Origin of the sequence: Streptomyces chattanoogensis, from assembly GCF_001294335.1 — a bacterium.
GTDB lineage: Bacteria > Actinomycetota > Actinomycetes > Streptomycetales > Streptomycetaceae > Streptomyces > Streptomyces chattanoogensis.
This window is the reverse complement of the sequence record NZ_LGKG01000140.1, coordinates 24,962-41,560: the sequence shown is the minus strand read 5'-3', so window position 1 is coordinate 41,560 and position 16,599 is coordinate 24,962. Positions and strand designations below refer to the sequence as shown.

The 16,599-nt window shown below is 68.9% G+C and carries 12 protein-coding genes; 8 read left to right on the top strand and 4 right to left on the bottom strand.

Going from position 1 to position 16,599, the window contains the following annotated elements; genetic code table 11:
* Positions 1–68: 68 nt before the first annotated feature.
* Positions 69–1,304 carry a hypothetical protein gene (locus tag ADL29_RS19490; RefSeq protein ID WP_053924932.1) on the bottom strand — a complete coding sequence of 412 codons (1,236 nt, stop codon included), beginning with the start codon at positions 1,302–1,304 and terminating at the stop codon, positions 69–71.
* Between the two features lie 517 nt (positions 1,305–1,821).
* On the opposite strand from ADL29_RS19490, the gene ADL29_RS19485 reads away from it, so the two are divergent.
* Entirely contained in the window at positions 1,822–2,769 is a 948-nt protein-coding gene (locus ADL29_RS19485; RefSeq protein WP_053924931.1) for a bifunctional riboflavin kinase/FAD synthetase, read from the top strand.
* Between the two features lie 66 nt (positions 2,770–2,835).
* On the opposite strand, the gene ADL29_RS19480 is transcribed toward ADL29_RS19485, so the two are convergent.
* From ADL29_RS19480 to eccE, 3 genes are all read right to left on the bottom strand, one after another.
* Positions 2,836–5,526, bottom strand: a complete 2,691-nt coding sequence (locus ADL29_RS19480; RefSeq protein WP_053924930.1) for an SCO5717 family growth-regulating ATPase — start codon at positions 5,524–5,526, stop codon at positions 2,836–2,838.
* Between the two features lie 349 nt (positions 5,527–5,875).
* Positions 5,876–6,715, bottom strand: coding sequence for a hypothetical protein (locus ADL29_RS19475; protein ID WP_046925724.1), 840 nt, complete (start codon positions 6,713–6,715; stop codon positions 5,876–5,878).
* Positions 6,715–7,944: a type VII secretion protein EccE gene (gene eccE, locus ADL29_RS19470; RefSeq protein WP_053924929.1), complete on the bottom strand. Its 1,230-nt coding sequence runs from the start codon at positions 7,942–7,944 to the stop codon at positions 6,715–6,717. The genes ADL29_RS19475 and eccE overlap by 1 nt, the downstream gene beginning before the upstream one ends.
* 344 nt (positions 7,945–8,288) lie before the next feature.
* Between eccE and ADL29_RS19465 the strand changes: the two genes are divergently transcribed.
* From ADL29_RS19465 to ADL29_RS41230, 7 genes are all read left to right on the top strand, one after another.
* The gene (locus ADL29_RS19465) at positions 8,289–9,950 is read left to right on the top strand and encodes a type VII secretion protein EccB (protein ID WP_053924928.1); all 1,662 of its coding nucleotides are present in this window, start codon (positions 8,289–8,291) and stop codon (positions 9,948–9,950) included.
* A gap of 307 nt (positions 9,951–10,257) precedes the next feature.
* On the top strand, positions 10,258–10,584 hold the full coding sequence (locus tag ADL29_RS19460; protein WP_053924927.1) for a WXG100 family type VII secretion target: 327 nt from the start codon (positions 10,258–10,260) through the stop codon (positions 10,582–10,584).
* Positions 10,585–10,690: 106 nt separating this feature from the next.
* Positions 10,691–10,984, top strand: a complete 294-nt coding sequence (locus ADL29_RS19455; RefSeq protein ID WP_053924926.1) for a WXG100 family type VII secretion target — start codon at positions 10,691–10,693, stop codon at positions 10,982–10,984.
* Between the two features lie 245 nt (positions 10,985–11,229).
* On the top strand, positions 11,230–12,513 hold the full coding sequence (locus tag ADL29_RS19450) for a S8 family serine peptidase (protein WP_053924925.1): 1,284 nt from the start codon (positions 11,230–11,232) through the stop codon (positions 12,511–12,513).
* 2 nt (positions 12,514–12,515) lie between these two features.
* On the top strand, positions 12,516–12,830 hold the full coding sequence (locus ADL29_RS19445) for a hypothetical protein (protein ID WP_053924924.1): 315 nt from the start codon (positions 12,516–12,518) through the stop codon (positions 12,828–12,830).
* Positions 12,831–12,956: 126 nt separating this feature from the next.
* Complete coding sequence (locus ADL29_RS43555) at positions 12,957–14,450, top strand: WXG100 family type VII secretion target (RefSeq protein WP_157878541.1); 1,494 nt, start codon at positions 12,957–12,959, stop codon at positions 14,448–14,450.
* Between the two features lie 90 nt (positions 14,451–14,540).
* The gene (locus ADL29_RS41230; protein WP_078971133.1) at positions 14,541–15,899 is read left to right on the top strand and encodes a S8 family serine peptidase; all 1,359 of its coding nucleotides are present in this window, start codon (positions 14,541–14,543) and stop codon (positions 15,897–15,899) included.
* Positions 15,900–16,599: the final 700 nt, after the last annotated feature.

The following is a 16,599-nucleotide window of genomic DNA, read 5'->3' as shown; positions in this document are numbered from 1 at the left end:
TGGCCGGTTCCGGTGCGCTGATGCGCGCTCCGGGGCCGGCCACCGGCCGTTTCGTCCCCGTACGTCGCTCAGTACGCCCAGGTCTTCGGTCGGCCGTTCTTCGTCAGGCCCGCCGCCTCGGCGAGGGCGTCCGCCTCCGGCGTGGCCTGCTGCTTTTTCCGGTCCGCCTGCGCCGGCTGCACCCGGACCACCCGGACGGGCCGCCCGCCTCCGGGAACGGACACCGCGCCCCCGTACCTCGGATCGCCGGCGAACCAGAAGCGTTCGGCGCCGTCGAAGCGCCTGCGCAGCGGGACCGCGCGCAGCCTGACCGAGCCGCCCCGATCCGGCCTCAGGACCAGGATCTCGCGGTCGTGCGCCGTCCCCGTCGCCTCCGGCTCGCCGTACAGCTCCTGCCAGGGGTACGTCCGCAGCGTCCGCTCCAGCCGCCGTGTGCCGCCGGCTGCCAGCGCCGCCGTCAGCAGCGTGAACGGCGCCACGAGCAGCGCCATGAGGGCCGCCGGGAGCAGCGGGCCGGGGTCGGGCCGCAGGGAGACGGCGGCGAAGAACCCGGCGAGCACGACGAGTTGGCCGTACAGCGCGATCCGGCGGCGGACGAGGGAGCGGCGCGGGCCGGCCGCGGTGTCCCCGTGGTCCAGGGCGACCTTCGCCAGGCCGCCGGCCGGGACGGGACCGGCCTCGAGGGCGCCGTCCGGCGGCGCCACCCGCGCCCCCACGGCCAGGGCGCGGGCGCGCGCTCCGGCGCTCAGCGGCCCGGCGTACGCACGCAGCCGGGTGTCGCGGGCCGCGGGCCGGGCCGGCGTGGTCATCCGCCGGGGGCCGGGCAGCGCGAGCACACCCAGGAACCGTGGGTCACCGGCGAACCACACCGCCCCGGACGCCTCCCCGAACCGGCCGTCCACGGGGAGCCGTAGCTCCTCAGCCGGGACATCGGGGTCGGGCACGACCAGATGCCGCCGCCCGTCGTCCTCGTGGCGCAGGGCGCCGTTCAGCCGCTGCCAGGGGTACGTCCGCAGCACGCGTGCCTGGTGGCGTCCGTGCACCGTCAGGGAGACGGCGCGGCAGGCGCCCAGCAGGGCGGCGCAGGACAGCGCGTAGAGCAGCGGGAAGCCCCAGCTCACGACGGCGCCGGGGAGCCGGGGGAGGGCGGCCTGGGCGGCGAGGGCCAGGCCGAGGAGGAGCAGGGCGGCCAGGGCGGGGGCGACGGTGCGCAGCCGGATCGCACGCGCCGTGGGCGGCTCGCCGGCCGCCACCGGGGTGCCGGGCTCGGCAGGGCGTGCCGGGTCTGCCGGGTGGAGGGTCACGGTGCGTCTCTCGCCTCTCACTGCTCGCTGCTCGTGATGACTGAGCGTGCACCTTACGGGAGGGCTCGCGGGAGCGCGGACGCCGGTGAAGGTGGTGGAACGCGGGCGGTCGCCGGATGCGGCGGCCCGGCCCGCGGTCCACCATCCCCCTCGTCCTGACTCTGTCCATTGCGACGCGGTGATTCACTCACTCGATGCGGCGCTCGGAGTGAATCACGGCGCGGACGGGGGCGCGTTTCCTCGGCTCACGCCGTCATCTCCCCTTGGAGGCGCCGGAGTTGGCACTCCGCGACGCGGGCCGGGAGGCGCTGCGGCCGGGCGGGCCCGCGCCCGGCGGGCCGGTGCCGGACCGGCGGACGGGCGGCCGGGCATGCCGCGAGCGCGCCTGCCCACGGGAGCCAGGGCCCCGTCGGGCACCCTTCGCGCGAAGCACCGCCCCCGGCATGGCAGTCTTAGACCTGCGTCATGCCGAAGTGGCGCAGTGGACGGACAAGGGTTCGGGCGAGGAGCGGGCACAGTGCAGCGCTGGCGTGGCTTGGAGGACATCCCCGAGGGCTGGGGACGCAGCGTCGTCACCATCGGCTCGTACGACGGTGTGCACCGCGGCCACCAATTGATCATCGGCAAGGCCGTCGAGCGCGCCCGTGAGCTGGGCATTCCCGCGGTGGTCGTCACTTTCGACCCGCACCCGAGCGAGGTCGTGCGCCCTGGCACCCATCCGCCGCTGCTCGCGCCGCACCACCGGCGCGCGGAGCTGATGGACGGGCTGGGCGTGGACGCCGTACTGATCCTCCCGTTCACCAAGGAGTTCTCGAAGCTGGCACCGGCCGATTTCGTGGCCAAGGTGCTGGCCGACAAGCTGCACGCGCAGGTCGTCGTGGAAGGCCCCAACTTCCGCTTCGGGCACAAGGCGAGCGGCACGGTCGCCACCCTCGCCGAGCTCGGCCGCACCCACGGCTACACCGTGGAGGTCATCGACCTCTTCGAACGGGGTACGGCGGGCGGCGGCGAGCCGTTCTCCTCCACCCTCGTCCGCCGCCTGGTCGCGGAGGGCGATGTGGACGGTGCCATGGAGGTCCTGGGGCGGCCGCACCGCGTCGAGGGCGTCGTCGTACGCGGTGCGCAGCGCGGCCGCGAACTGGGCTTCCCGACCGCCAACGTCGAGACCCTGCCGCACACCGCGATCCCCGCCGACGGCGTCTACGCGGGCCTGCTGCACGTCGAGGGCGAGGCGATGCCGGCGGCGATCTCGGTCGGCACCAACCCGCAGTTCGACGGCAAGGTGCGCACGGTCGAGGCGTATGCGATCGACCGCGTCGGCCTGGACCTGTACGGCCTGCACGTCGCCGTGGAGTTCCTCGCCTACATCCGCGGCCAGGAGAAGTTCGCCACCCTCGACGCGCTGCTGGAGCGGATGGCGATCGATGTGAAGCAGGCGCGGGGGCTGATCGCCGACGCGGGCTGAGCGCGCACAGCACGAAGGGGCGGGGCCCGGTACCTGTGTACCGGGCCCCGCCCCTTTTCCGTACTGCTACTGGGGAGGCTGCTGCTGCGTCCAGCCGCCGCCGTCCGGCAGCGGTGCGTCCGGAGCCGGCTGTTGCTGCTGCCAGCCGGCCGGCGGCTGAGCGGGCTGCTGCTGCCAGCCGCCCTGCTGCGGCGGGTAACCGGCCGGGGGCTGCTGGGGCTGGCCCTGCTGCTGCGGATAACCCTGCTGCGGCTGCTGCCCCTGCTGCGGGTACTGCTGCTGGGCGTACGGGTCGCCGCCCATCTGCTGCTGCTGCGGGTAATAGCCCTGCGCCTGCTGCTGCCGCGCGAAGTCCTCGGCCACCAGGGCCGAGAGGTGGAAGTACGCCTCGCGGGTCTTGGGCCGCATCATGTCGAGGTCGACCTCGGCACCGGCCGCGAGGTGTTCGTCGAAGGGGACGACCACGACGCCGCGGCAGCGGGTCTCGAAGTGCGACACGATGTCGTCGATCTTGATCATCTTGCCGGTCTCGCGGACCCCGGAGATGACCGTGATACCGCGCTGCACCAGGTCGGCGTAGCCGTGCGCGGACAGCCAGTCCAGGGTGGTGCTGGCGCTGCTCGCACCGTCCACGGAGGGCGTGGAGATGATGATCAACTGGTCGGCGAGGTCGAGCACACCGCGCATCGCGCTGTAGAGCAGACCCGTACCCGAGTCGGTGAGGATGATCGGGTACTGCCTGCCGAGGACGTCGATCGCCCGCCGGTAGTCGTCGTCGTTGAAGGTCGTCGAGACGGCCGGGTCGACGTCGTTGGCGAGGATCTCCAGCCCCGAGGGGGCCTGCGAGGTGAACCGGCGGATGTCCATGTAGCTGTGCAGCTGCGGGATCGCCTGCACCAGGTCACGGATGGTCGCACCGGTCTCGCGGCGCACCCGTCGGCCGAGGGTGCCGGCGTCCGGGTTGGCGTCGATCGCCAGGATCTTGTCCTGCCGCTCGGACGCGAGGGTGGAACCCAGCGCGGTCGTCGTCGTGGTCTTGCCGACGCCGCCCTTGAGGCTGATGACGGCGATGCGGTAGCAGGACATCACCGGCGTACGGATCAGCTCCAGCTTGCGCTGCCGCTCCTCCAGCTCCTTCTTCGCGCCCAGCTTGAACTTCGACGGCTGGGCGTTGGCACCCGGCTTGCGCTTCTTGGGCTGGTTGCGCAGCAGCCGGTCGGAGGTCAGCTCGACGGCGGCGCTGTAACCGAGCGGCGCGCCCGGAGCGGCCCGCTGAGGCTGCTGCTGGCCCGGCTGTGAGTACTGCGCGTAGTTCGCGGCGTTCGGGTCGCCGGCCTGCTGACCGGGGAACGGCTGGGCCTGCTGCAGCTGCTGAGGCTGGGCCTGGGCGGCCTGCTGCTGGGCCTGGGCCTGCGCCTGGGCCTGCGCCTGTGCGGCCTGCTGCTGGGCGTGCGCGGCCTGCTGGGCCTGGGCCTGCTGCTGGTCGTAACCGGGCGCTGCCTGCTGCTGGCCCTGCTGCGGGTAGCCCTGCTGCGGCTGCTGCTGCGGATAGCCGTAAGCGGACTGCGGTGCGGCCGCGTTGGGGTTCTGCTGCGGCTGCTGCGGCTGCTGGGCCTGCTGCTGGGGGTAGCCGTACGCGGGCTGCGGATAGCCGTAGGCGGGCTGCTGCTGGGCGGGCTGGCCCTGCTGCGGGTAGGCCTGCGGGGGCTGCTGCTGGCCCTGCTGCGGGTATCCGGCCTGGGGCTGCTGCGGTGCCTGCTGGGGCGGGTGCTGCTGGGCGGGAGCCTGCTGCGGCTGCGGCTGCGGCTGCGGCTGCTGGGCCTGGGCCGTGCGCGGGTCCGCCGGCTGGAACTCCGGCGGCAGCGGCGGCAGTCCGGCCTGCTGCTGACCATCGGCCGCCGCACCCCAGGGAGCGCCCTGCTGTGGTACGCCCTGCTGGGGCGCACCCTGCGGCGTCGCCTGCTGCGGAACCGCCTGCTGGGCGGCGTCCTGCTGGGGCTGTGGCTGGGCCTGCGGCTGTGGCTGAGCCTGTGCGGGCACGCCCTGCTGCGGCTGAGCCTGCACAGGCTGCTGGCCCGGTACGGGCTGCGCGGCCTGGGCGTCGGCCGGTGCGGGCTGCTCGGGCGTCTGCGGCGCGGGACCGGGCGCCTCGGCGGGAGAGTCGGCCGGGGCGGCCTCCGGCTGCGGCGCCGGTGCCTCAGACCCGGCGGCCGGGGCGGCCTCCGCCGCCGGCTCCGCGTCATCGTCATCGTCGTCGTCCCAGAGCGAGAACGAGGGATCGACACCGCTGCCAGAACGCACGTTGCCCTCGCCGGATTCCCCGTCCGGCGCGGCCTGCGGAGCCTCGGCGGGCGCCGCCACCGGCTCGGCGGGCGGCTGCGGGGCCGGCGCCTGCGCGGCCGGGGCGCCCGTCTCGTTGGGGCGCAGCATCGGGAATCCGGGCGGCGCGGCCTCCGCGGGCGGGGTCACCGGCGCCGGCGCACCCTGCCCGGGCACACCCTGCGGCGGGACACCGGGGACACCCTGAGCGGGGCCCTGCAGCGGCTGCCCGACGGGCGGCTGCGCCCCGTTGGGCGGAGTTGCGGGCGTGGGCGCAGGAGGCGGCGCGACGGCGGCACCTGCGCCTCCGCTGGTGTCGTTGTTCGCATACCAGGCCGGAGCGGTGAAATCGATCTTGAATTCGCCGGTCAGATCGAACTCGGACTGGTCGTCGTCAGGATCGTTCCCGTCCGGGCGGAAAGCCTCCTGGTCCCTCACTGTGCCTCCTGGTCTACTGCAACGCACCTGAACGGCAGGACCGGATACAGGCGGATCGATCGGATGAATCGGTTGTAACTGACGTCGGAACACATCAGCCGGGGCTGCGCCACCACTGCATGTCTCCATCCCCGTACCGACTGCCGCCGCGGACTGCCGTAGCGATGTGCGTCTGCGCTCTCAACGCTCTCCACACAGCCTAATCAAGAGTCGGCCCATAACGGCAGTCGATGCCATGTCGTCTTCAAGCCCCGTCGGCATGCTTACGGGCGCACCCGTGGATGCGCCCGTAAGCATGCCCCTTGCCGGCCGCGTGCGCACCATGTGCACAACCGGCCCGCAGCTGCGGTCAGTCCATACGGCGCGGGCCGCCGAGCAGGTTGGTCTCCGCGTCCGTCGGCTGGGTCATCACGAACTGATGGCCATCGCGCGAGGCCCACAGCATGGCGTTGTCGCTGAGCGTCGGCAGTACCGCACCGACCTGCTCGGGCAGCCGCATGATTCGCGTCACAACTTCCGCCTCTTCGGGTGACAGCCGCTGCAGACCCACCAGATCGACGCGGCCGAGCATCTGCGGCGACCGCGGCCCGAGGAACGGCAGCACGGTCAGCACCGACTGCCAGGGGCTGGGCGCGAGCTGATTGCGCGGCGGCCGGGCACCCATGTCGCGGACGACCAGCACGGGGCTGGAAACCGACGGTCCCTGTGGCGCGATCTGGCGCACCTCATGGATCGACACACACTGCTGGCCACCGCCCGCAGCCTGCGCCATCTGCCCCCAGGCCTGCGGCCGCGCGGTCTCCACCGCGACCCGCGCCCCGGTGGCGACCGTGCGCAGCGCCAGAACCTGGGCCATCCACATGCTGCCGACCAGCGCGATCTCCATCGGCGCGGGCCGCAGCAGGCTGAGCACCGCGGGCTGGTTCTGCGGGTCGATACCGATGATCACGCCGTCGTCACCGACCGGCAGGGTCAGCGAGCCGAGCGATTCGGCCGTCAGGACATGCGGGTTACGGCGCGGACCGCGCAACCCGAAACCGGGCCTCGGCTTCGGACCGGTGGGCCCCGACTGCTCCTCCTCTTCCAGACGCGGCTGGTGCGAGAGCCGGCGGTTCGCACCACCGGTGGGAGTGCGCCAGCCGTCGCTGCTGACGTTGACACCGCGGGGCTGATAGGTGGGAGTGGCCATCAGCGGGTACCTCCGAGGGGAAGCGTGGCCAGCAGGCCGGGCAGCTGCTCGCGGTCGAGCCGTACGAGACCGACCTTCACGGAACCGGAACGGCGCTCCAACTCGGTCTGCGCCGCGGACAGTTCGTTCTCGCTGCGGGTCGACAGCCGGACGTACCCGGTGATGGCCGGAAGGCGGCCGCCGCCGTGCGTGGCGGTCAGCGAGAAGGTGCTCGCCATCGCCCGGGTGCTGGTCAGCAGCTGGGTGACGGCCGCCAACGGCGCACCGCCCTGGCCGAGTTGGGGCCAGCGGCCGATCCAGTAGGTGGAGTGCCAGCGGTCGTCGCAGCGCATCGCCCGGGTCGTCTCCTGGGTACGGCGGGCGGCCCGCCCGTCCCGTCCCATCGCGCCGTTGGCCGCCCGCGGGCTCACGCACACCGCGGTGCCGACCGCGGCCACCACCTCACGCTCGTTGAGCACCTTGGCGCGCACACCATGCGCGCTGATGCGGCTGACGAGCTGGTCGGCGGCGCGCAGCAGCGAGCGCTGGGCACCCTCCACCCCGCCGCCGCGGGCCTCGATGGCCTCGGCGCACAGCTCCGGGTCGAGCTTCAGCGCGATCCACGTCAGCTGTACGGCAGGCGTCTGCGACTGCGCCTGCAGCGGCGCGTACGAACGGGCCGCGACGGCCTGTTCGGGCAGATGCGGCGCCGGCGCCGGCTGGGTGTACTGCACGAACTGCACCGACTCCAGGTGGATGTCCTCCACGTCGAGCGCGGTGTGCAGCACCTCGAGCGGCATCATGTGGCTGCCCCGCTGCGGCCGCAGCGGCTCGTCGCGCGCATCGACCTGCACCAGCACCGTCAGGAACGTGCCGTCCCCGACGAACCCGATGGCGCGCTGATCCGCGTCCGTCGTGTACTCGTAGGTGCGCAGCGCCGGATCGCACTCCACCACCGGGGCGAACGCCGGGTCGACACCCTGGGTGGCGGCCAGCGCGGCCGTACCCTCCTTGCCGCGGCGCTTCATGGCGCGCACGGTCGTGATCCACTCCGGCAGCGGGATCTTACGGCGCCGGCCGAGCGCGAAAATGACCAGTACGGCCGCCAGCACGACGGCCACGACCAGCGCGACCGGATTCTGCATCGACAGGCCCACCAGCACCAGCGCCGCGGCGATTTCCACAATCGCCAGCTGCTGTACCCGAACACCGCCGATATTCCCGGCCTGCTGACGCAGACGCGGCGACACCGGACCGGACGGACGCGGCGCCGAACTCCGGCCGCGATTTCCTCTGTTGCCCCGAGCTGTGCCGTTTTGGTCAGCATTTCCCGCGTATTGCGGTGCCGCGGAAGGCTGTTGCTGCTGTTGCCGCCCGTTGCGGCGTCGAGCCCTGGTGGCGCTGGACATCCCCCGGCCTGCTCCTCTACTGGTGGTGTGGCCTCTAGGCGTATCGGCCGCCGTGAGACTGGTGCGTTGGAAGGTGGCACCCGTACCGTACGGGTCGATCGACACACGGCATAGTAGAGGGCGCTACGGCGAGAGTGCCGGGGGCGGTCGTAGGTGGATCCGACAGGCGGGGAGAGAAAGTAACAATGGCATCACGTCGGGACGAGCTGAATGCCTATTCGTTCGCGCGAAAGCGAACGAATGCGGCATTTCTGAAGCCGTTGCCCAATGGATCGATCGAGAGCGCGCCGAAGCCCCTGAAGGCCGTGGTGCCCAGCATCGTGATGGGCGTGCTGGTGCTCGTGGGATTCGGAGCATGCGGCATTCTCAAGCCCGTCGCGCCGCAGGGCTGGGACAATGTGGGGGAAAACGTCATCGTCGGCGACAAGTCCACCACCCGCTATGTCGTCCTGAACCACAAGGACGCCAATGGCAACGACCAGAAAATGCTCCACCCCGTCCTGAACCTCGCGTCCGCCCGGCTGCTCCTCGACCCCGACAAGTTCAAGGTCACGCCGGTCAAGGAAGAGGAGCTGGACAAGGCCAAGATCGCGCACGGCCCGGCCGTCGGCATCCCGTTCGCGCCCGACCGGCTCCCGGACAAGGACGACGTCGCCAAGCCGAAGACCTGGGCGGTGTGCAACCGCGCCGGCAGCGGCAAGGGCAGCAAGCCCCAGCAGGCCGTGTTCGTCCTCGCCGGAAACGACAAGAAGAAGATCGAGGAATCGACCGGCGGCCGGGTGGACGACGACCAGGCGCTCTTCGTCACGAACTCCGAGGGGAAGCGGTTCCTGGTCGACCAGCACGGCGTCAAGTTCGAGTTCGACTCCACGTTCGGCGGCCAGCGGCCCCCCGGGGGCAAGACCAAGGCGGCCGCCGACGAGGACATCCAGCGCATCCTCTTCGGTGACAAGCCTCCGCAGCTGGTCACCGACGAATGGCTGAACACGCTGATCAAGAGCCCCTATCCGATCTACATGCCGACCATCCCCGGGGCGGGCCGACAGGTCCAGAACGACGACCTGCCGGCGGCGGACAACAAGGTCGGCAACGTCGTCCAGGACTCCTCTTCGGGACAGAAGTACGTCGTGACGAACGACGGCGTCCAGAAGGTGTCGAACTTCATCGCCAAGTTCCTGACCAATGGGCAGAACGCGAAGGACGTCACCAAGACCGACAACGAGCTCGTGGTCAAGAGTCTGGCCACCACGTCCATCCGCAACGTGCAGAAGGACGAGGACACCGGTCAGTTCAAGGACTACCTGGGCACGCCCATCCCGGGAAGCGACTTCCCCAACCCGTGGCCGAAGCAAGAGGTCGACATGGCCAACAACTTCGGTGAGTCGTCGCAGACCGGTGGCGTGAACCACGCCACCGACACGGGCGTGTCCTGCACCGCCTACCAGGGCACCAACACCAAGTTCCCGGGTGCGGACAAGCTCGGCTACCCCAAGGGCCTGCCGGACATGCTGACCTGGGTGGGCGACGACTACCCGGTCAAGATCTCCTCCGGCACCCACGCCTACGTCACGCCGGGCAGCGGCCTGGTCTACCGAGCCGTCTCCAGCCCGACGTCGAACTCCGGCAGCACGTTCCTCGTCACGGACACCGGCCTGCGCTACAACGTGCCGACCAACAACGACAGCAAGAACAAGGCCGGCAACGACAAGGAAGAGCAGGGGGTGGCGATGTACCGGCTCGGCTACAAGGGGGTGCGGCAGCCGGACATCCTGATGGCCTGGTCGAACCTGCTGTCCGCGGGCCCGTCCCTGGACGTCCATGCGGCGGAGAAGACGCAGGGATCCTGACCTGCTGAAGGCCGCGCCGGTGCCCCCGCAGGGCGCCGGCGCGGCCTCTGCCGTGATGCGCACCCGAGGGCGTCGTGGCGCCCGATAGCGGCATGAATCGCCACATCCGTCCGATTCTACCGAACGACCCGCAGCTGACGGGTAGTTGACAATGTTGTGATCCCGTCACAACTGCCCTCCCTCTGTTGGGAACAGACGTGTGGAGTGGTTAGAGTGGTCGAGGGCGCCAGTAGGTGGCGCCCACCGCGCAGGCGCCGGCAACGGCGCGGCACGGCACGACGTACAAGTCTCATGGGGGACGTTGACTATGGCTGGTCAGCAGTACACAACCACTGAAGAGGAGATGGTCGCGTTCAGCGGCAAGATCTCCTCTGTCAACCAGTCGATCCAGGGCGAGATCTCGCGCCTGAACACGGTCGTCGACACCATCACGTCCGGGTGGAAGGGTGCTGCGGCCACCTCGTACAACCAGCTGCAGTCGAAGGTGAACGAGGACGCCAACCGTCTCAACCAGCTGCTGGGTGAGATCAAGGACGCGATCGACGCGACCACGAAGAACTACTCCGCCTCCGAAGAGGAGCAGGCACAGTCGATCTCGCACGTCTCCGCCTCGAACGACTCGCCGTTCGGCTGATGGGGCCGCGCCACTTCCGGTGGCGCACCGGCCCAGTCGCAGTACGGCCGATGGGCCTCTGCGGTTTGTGAATCGACCAGGCATCAACAACTCCTGAGGAGACACCATGTCAGGCCAGATCCTCGTTAATTTTGCGACGATCCAGCAGGCAAGCCAGGACGTGCGGGGCACGGCCAACAACATCCGCCAGCAGCTCGACGACCTCGAGGCCGGCGTCAAGAAGATCGCCGCGAGCTGGGAAGGCTCGGCGCAGGAGGGCTACCAGGCCCGCCAGCGCGAGTGGGACCAGCGCGCCGCTTCTCTGCACTCGACGCTCGAGGCCATCGCCAAGGCGCTGGACAACGCCGCGCAGAACTACCAGGCCACCGAGCACAAGAACGCCGGTATCTGGGCGGGCTGACCTCGCGTCGGCGAAGGTACGGATGGCCTACGGCTGAGCAGCCCCGACGGCTCGCACAGTGGTCAATGAGGGCGGGCGCGCTGCACCAGTGCGCTCGCCCTTCTGCCGTCCCGCCACACCCCACGCCTCCGCCACACAATCGCCACCCCTTCGTCACCTCCTCCTCTTCCCTCCCCCCTCCTCCTTCTCCTCTTCCCCCTCCTTTCCTTCCGTCCGTTACCCCGCAAATGGAGAGCAGACAACCCGTGGGATCTCGCACCATTGGTCAACGAGCCGGGCACCGTCGCCGAGCCGCGGGCGCACTGGCCACTGCGGTGTCCATCGTCGGCATGTCCTGTTTGGCTGCGACGCCGGCGGTCGCGGACGACAACACGACGCTCAACAGCGGCGAGTGCAAGTTCGGCACCGATGACATCAAAGAGACTCCCTGGTCCCTCCAGCGCCTCCTGACCACGCAGATGTGGGAGGGAAAGAAGTACGGCCAGGGTGTCAAGGTGGCCGTCATCGACTCCGGCGTCGACACGGTGAACAAGCAGCTCCATAACGCGGTCGGCTCCGGCGGCGAAACCTTGATCGGCAAAAAGAGCGGCGGCAAGCCGACCGTTGACCAGGTCGGCCACGGCACGAAGGTGGCGGGCATCATCGCCGCGCGCCCCAAATCCGGCTCCGGCTTCGTCGGCATCGCGCCCGGGGCGACGATCATCCCGTTCAAGAACACGGACAAGGAAAAGGGCGGCACGGCCGAAAGTCTCGCCACGCTCATCCGTCACGCTGCCACCAAGGGCGTCGACATCATCAACATCTCCCAGGGCACCGATGCCCCCCCGGACCAGCTGACCACCCTTGAGAGCGCGATTGCCTTCGCCCGCCAGAAGCACGTTCTGATCGTGTCCTCGGCGGGCAACGGCGGCGCCGACGGCGGGGAAAAGCAGATGTGGCCGGCCGCCTACTCCAAGAAGTACGACAACGTCATGGCGGTGGCCGCCTCGGACCGCAACAACGAGCGCGCGCCGTTCTCCCAGTCCGGTGACTTCGTCAGCCTCGCCGCTCCGGGCGTGGACATGGTCTCCACCGTCCCCCAGGGCGGCAACTGCGTCGACCTGGGCACCAGCTTCGCCTCACCGTATGCCGCGGGAGCCGCGGCCCTCCTCATCGCGAAGCACAAGAACGACCGCGACGGCAAGTGGAAGCCCTGGGAAGTCATCTCGCACCTCGAGCAGACCGCGGAGCGCGTGAAGAAGGGCTCCGACAAGTTCATCGGCTGGGGCGTCGTCGACCCGGTAGCGGCCCTCAACGACAACACCCGGCCCACCGGCCCTCCGCAGGCGGACAAGGGCAACTCAAACGTCGGCATGCGCGTAGAAGCAGCCGCCGTCAGCCTCGGCGAAAGCCCGGCGGACCGGCGAATCCGCATGGCCATCTACATTGTCGGCGGTGCACTTCTGGCCGTCGGCACGGTGGTTGGCGCCGCCGTCGCGTTGCGCGACTGGCGACGTAAGACTGGTATCGGTACACACGGGGAGGCTTAATCATGGGTGGATCGGGCGAGTACAAGGTTGACCTGGATGCCTTGGACCAGGTGGTCAAGGAGCTCAACCAGGTTCTGAAGAACATGGGTGACTCGAAGAGCACGGCGAAGAACAGCACCTATCTGGCGCCGGGGACCTTGGGGCACGGGTTTACGGAGCAAGAGCAGCTCTACAAAGCGCACGCCACAATGAAGCACCAGATCGAGAGCCTGATCGAGAGCGTCGAGGACCTTGTCGACAAGCACGGGAAGAAGTCGGCCAAGGTCAGGGGTGCGTACCAGGACGCCGAGGCGGACAACACCATCAGCATGAAGTGAATCAGCGGGTGGATGGCAGTGGGGACAGTTCGTGTTCGATGAGGGAGTGGGGGACAGAAGATGACAGTAGGGACGCCCAGCGGGGCTGGAAGTGACACAACTGATGTCACGGGCCCGGCCGCAATCATGCGGAGCCGCCCGCAGTTCACCGATCTGAGGCTGAACGCGGTCAAGAAGATGGTGGAAGGCTCCAACCCCGGTGAAGTCGCCAATGCCGCCAGGGGCTGGAAGAAGGTTCACAATTCACTCGTAGGCGAAGACGGGGCTGGCGGCATCAAGAAGGAGTTCGACGATGCCGTGGCCAAGGTCCTGGAGCACTGGCACGGAGCCTCTGCCGATCAGTTCGCAGCGTCGGCGAAGAAGATCAGTCAGCAATTCGCCAACCTTGGTCCGTACCCGGAACACGCGGGCAAAGTCCTGGACCAGATCAGCGACCGACTGAGCAAGGTCAAGGAGCTGGTCGAAGGCGTCGAAGAGCCGAGCTGGCTGGAGGAAAAGGCCGACCGCGCTCGTGACTTTGCGAACTCGGGTACGGGTAAGGCAACCGTTCTGGGCGGTGGCATTGGGTTTGTTGGTGCGAAGGCATTCGGTGCGAGTGACGGTCGCGACGACTCAGGGCTGAATGCTGACCTCAAGAACCCGAACATGAGCATCTACGATGCTATGGACAAGAACCGAGGCAACCTGTCGATTGACAGGGAGCGCGAGCTCGAGGCTGCCCATTACATGGAGCAGTTGGCGACGGTGTATCGGGCGGGCGCGAAGAGCCTCGCTCCGCGAACTGGGATCGACGACCCGGAAAATCCCGTCCCAAGGCATGATCCGCACGACACTGGCATGATGCCGCCAATCGGACCGTTTGGTCCGACGCCTTCTTCCCCGAAGGCGCCCGGAGGGGTGGGGAAGATCCCGGACATGAAGGGCGGCGGCTACTCGACGCCCCCCGGTATGGACGCACCGCGCACGCCTGGCATCGACGGTGGCATCGGCAGCATGCCCAAGGCGCCCTCTGGACCGCCTGTCCACACGGGGCTTGAAGGCCTCGGAGGCGGCGGAGGCCTCCATGGCGGTGGCGGCGGCCTCGGGCCCGGTGGCGGCGGTGGCGGCCTCGGCGTTGGCGGCGGCGGAGGCAGCCTGGGCACCGGCGGTGGCTCGGGTGGCTCGAACATCGGTGGTCCGGGCATGCCGGGCATGCCCGGAGGTGGTGGTGGCCGCATGGGCGGCACCACCGGAGGCGCGCGGGCAGGCGGAGCTGCGCGAGCTGGCGGTCGTCCCGGCATGCCCGGTATGGGTGGTGCTGCGGGCGGTGCCAAGGGTGGCGCCAAGGGGGCCGGCGCGGGCCGCGGTGGTCCACTGGCACGGCAGAAGGGCGGTGTTGTCGGCAAGGCCGGCAAGACCGGTGCCGGCGCGCAGGGCGGATCTGGCCTCCACCGCAGCCGTGGCGGTACTCAAAAGGGCGCGGCCGGTGGCCGTCGTCCGGCGGGGATGGCCGGCGCTCCCGGTGCCCACGGAGGCAAGGACAAGGGCAAGGGTGAGAACGGGCAGCGTCCCGACTACCTGGTAGAGGACGAGGAGACTTGGACGCCAGAGCGTAATGTGGCACCCAAGGTCATCGAGTAGGAACCGGACGGCCAAGTAATCGGCGAAAGGCGATGGGGCCCGCAGTCCTCGGGCTGCGGGCCCCATCCTGCTAAAGAGAGGTGTTACGGCATGAGGCTCACGCGGACGCTGCGTGCGGTCAGCGGTGGCGTGGTGGCGGGAGCACTGCTCTTTGGCACCGCACCGATCGCTTCGGCGGATGAGATCAGAGACCGTCAGTGGCCTTTGAGCGCCAATTCCTTTGACGCCAAGCAGGTTTGGAAGGAGTCGACGGGCAAGGGGGTCACGGTTGCTGTCATCGATGACGGAGTGGATGGCAGTCATCCGGACCTCAGCGGAAGTGTCCTCGCTGGCAAGGATGTAGTGAAGGGGGGGCCGGCCAATCAGGAGAAGCAGGTCGATCACGGCACGGCAATGGCTTCTCTCATCGCTGGGCACGGGCACGGACCTGGGCGAAGCGATGGCGTAATGGGATTGGCCCCCGGCGCGAAGATTCTGCCGGTGAAGATTTCCATGTCTGAACATGGCGCTTTGGGAAACAGCGAGGGGTTTGAGAGTGCCGTAAGGTATGCGGTAGATCACGGTGCCACCGTTGTGAATGTGTCCATCAACATTCCGGTGTTGATGGACACGGAGAAAGAGGCAATTGCCTACGCAGTGGCGCACGATGTGCTGGTGGTGGCCGGTACAGGTAACGACGGATCTTCCGACCTTATGAGTGACTTGGCTAAATCGCCTGGTGTCGTAGCAGTTGGCGCCGTGGATAAAGCTGGAAAAATCTGGGACAAGTCCAATTACGGTCCCAGAGTCATGCTGTCGGCTCCAGGTGTACACATTACATCTGCCGGAGCGACAGAGCCGTACCGCCAGGCAAGCGGGACTTCTGACTCCACGGCCTACGTCTCGGCCACCGCAGCTCTCTTGCGTTCTAAGTTCCCCAAATTGACCGCCGGCCAGATCGCAAACCGTCTCGTCAAGACGGCTGGCCTTCCCGCGGACAAGCAAGGGGCGAAGCTCCCGGACCAGCACTACGGGTACGGGTTTATCCGTCCTCTGCGCGCTCTGACGGAGAATATTCCGGCCGGATCGAAGAATGGTCCGTTGAAGTCTCCCGAGACGCAGCCGTCTCCGGGTGCAGGCAGTGGAGGAGCAACTGCTCCCGGCGCTCCCGCTAAGGGCGATGAGCAGGCAACTGAGAAGAGCGACAGCGGACTCGGTACTGGTGCCATTGTGGGTATCGCGGCCGGTGTTCTTGTCGTTGTCGCGGTCATCGTCATTCTGGTTGTCCGGCAGAAGAAGAACGGTCGGAACGGCCCGCCGCCCGGTGGCCCCGGTGGCTATGGCGGTCCCGGTGGCCCTGGGTTCATGCCGCAGCAGCCCGGTCCGTATCAGCAGCCCGGTCCGTACCAGCAGCAGCCCGGCGCACCGGCCTATCCGCCGGCTCCGCCCACTCAGCCGCCGGGACAGTAGCGGACGGCTGCAATGGCAGGCGCCTGAGGGAATGGCGGTTGTCATGCGTGACCAGGTCTTCAAGCGGAGCTTTCTTGAAGGCGGTCGGGTCCGTTGTGATTGAGGACAACGTAAGGCTCGAGAGAAGAAGATGATCGAACGGCTAGAGGCCCGCAACCTTTCAAGTTGCGGGCCTCTAGCCGTTGTGGCGGGGCACTGCCCCTGGCGCCATGCCGGAATCTGTGGCGGGTCAGGTCAGGAAATGCTGACGGCTGTCGATGTCCTTCGGGGTTGAAGTCTGGAAGGCTCGAACTGGCTGGGGCCGTACGGTCATCGACGACGTGGCGGAAGGAAGTCGTTCTCGTCCTGACCTCAAGGGCAACGTGCTTTCCGGGAGCACGGCATCATGATGGCTTCGCTCATTGCTGGGCGGGGTGTAGCTCTGGGGGTGCGCAGGTGTAAGGGAAACGCTCCCTGGTGCCAACGTCCTCCCTATGGGGAGTGGGTGGCGAGTGGGGGCGTGCCGGGGAGCGGCAGATGGCCTCAGGGTCTGGAAGTACTTCCGCTACGAAGCTCATAGCAGACGGCTGCCGCACGAGTGCATATCCGCTCGACGGGCGTAGAGGACCCGTACGGTTGGCCAATGGCACGCGCGGCTCCGCAGCCCAAGTGTCGGGCTGTGGCTCTGCTCCGCGCTCGGCTCCATGAATTCCCGGATGGT

Bases quoted from the DNA above. Each gene is read 5' to 3' on its own strand.
- ADL29_RS19475 (WP_046925724.1), bottom strand. From the start codon at position 6,715: ATGGCCACTCCCACCTATCAGCCCCGCGGTGTCAACGTCAGCAGCGAC.
- ADL29_RS19465 (WP_053924928.1), top strand. From the start codon at position 8,289: ATGGCATCACGTCGGGACGAGCTGAATGCCTATTCGTTCGCGCGAAAG.
- ADL29_RS19460 (WP_053924927.1), top strand. From the start codon at position 10,258: ATGGCTGGTCAGCAGTACACAACCACTGAAGAGGAGATGGTCGCGTTC.
- ADL29_RS19455 (WP_053924926.1), top strand. From the start codon at position 10,691: ATGTCAGGCCAGATCCTCGTTAATTTTGCGACGATCCAGCAGGCAAGC.
- ADL29_RS19445 (WP_053924924.1), top strand. From the start codon at position 12,516: ATGGGTGGATCGGGCGAGTACAAGGTTGACCTGGATGCCTTGGACCAG.
- ADL29_RS43555 (WP_157878541.1), top strand. From the start codon at position 12,957: ATGCGGAGCCGCCCGCAGTTCACCGATCTGAGGCTGAACGCGGTCAAG.
- ADL29_RS41230 (WP_078971133.1), top strand. From the start codon at position 14,541: ATGAGGCTCACGCGGACGCTGCGTGCGGTCAGCGGTGGCGTGGTGGCG.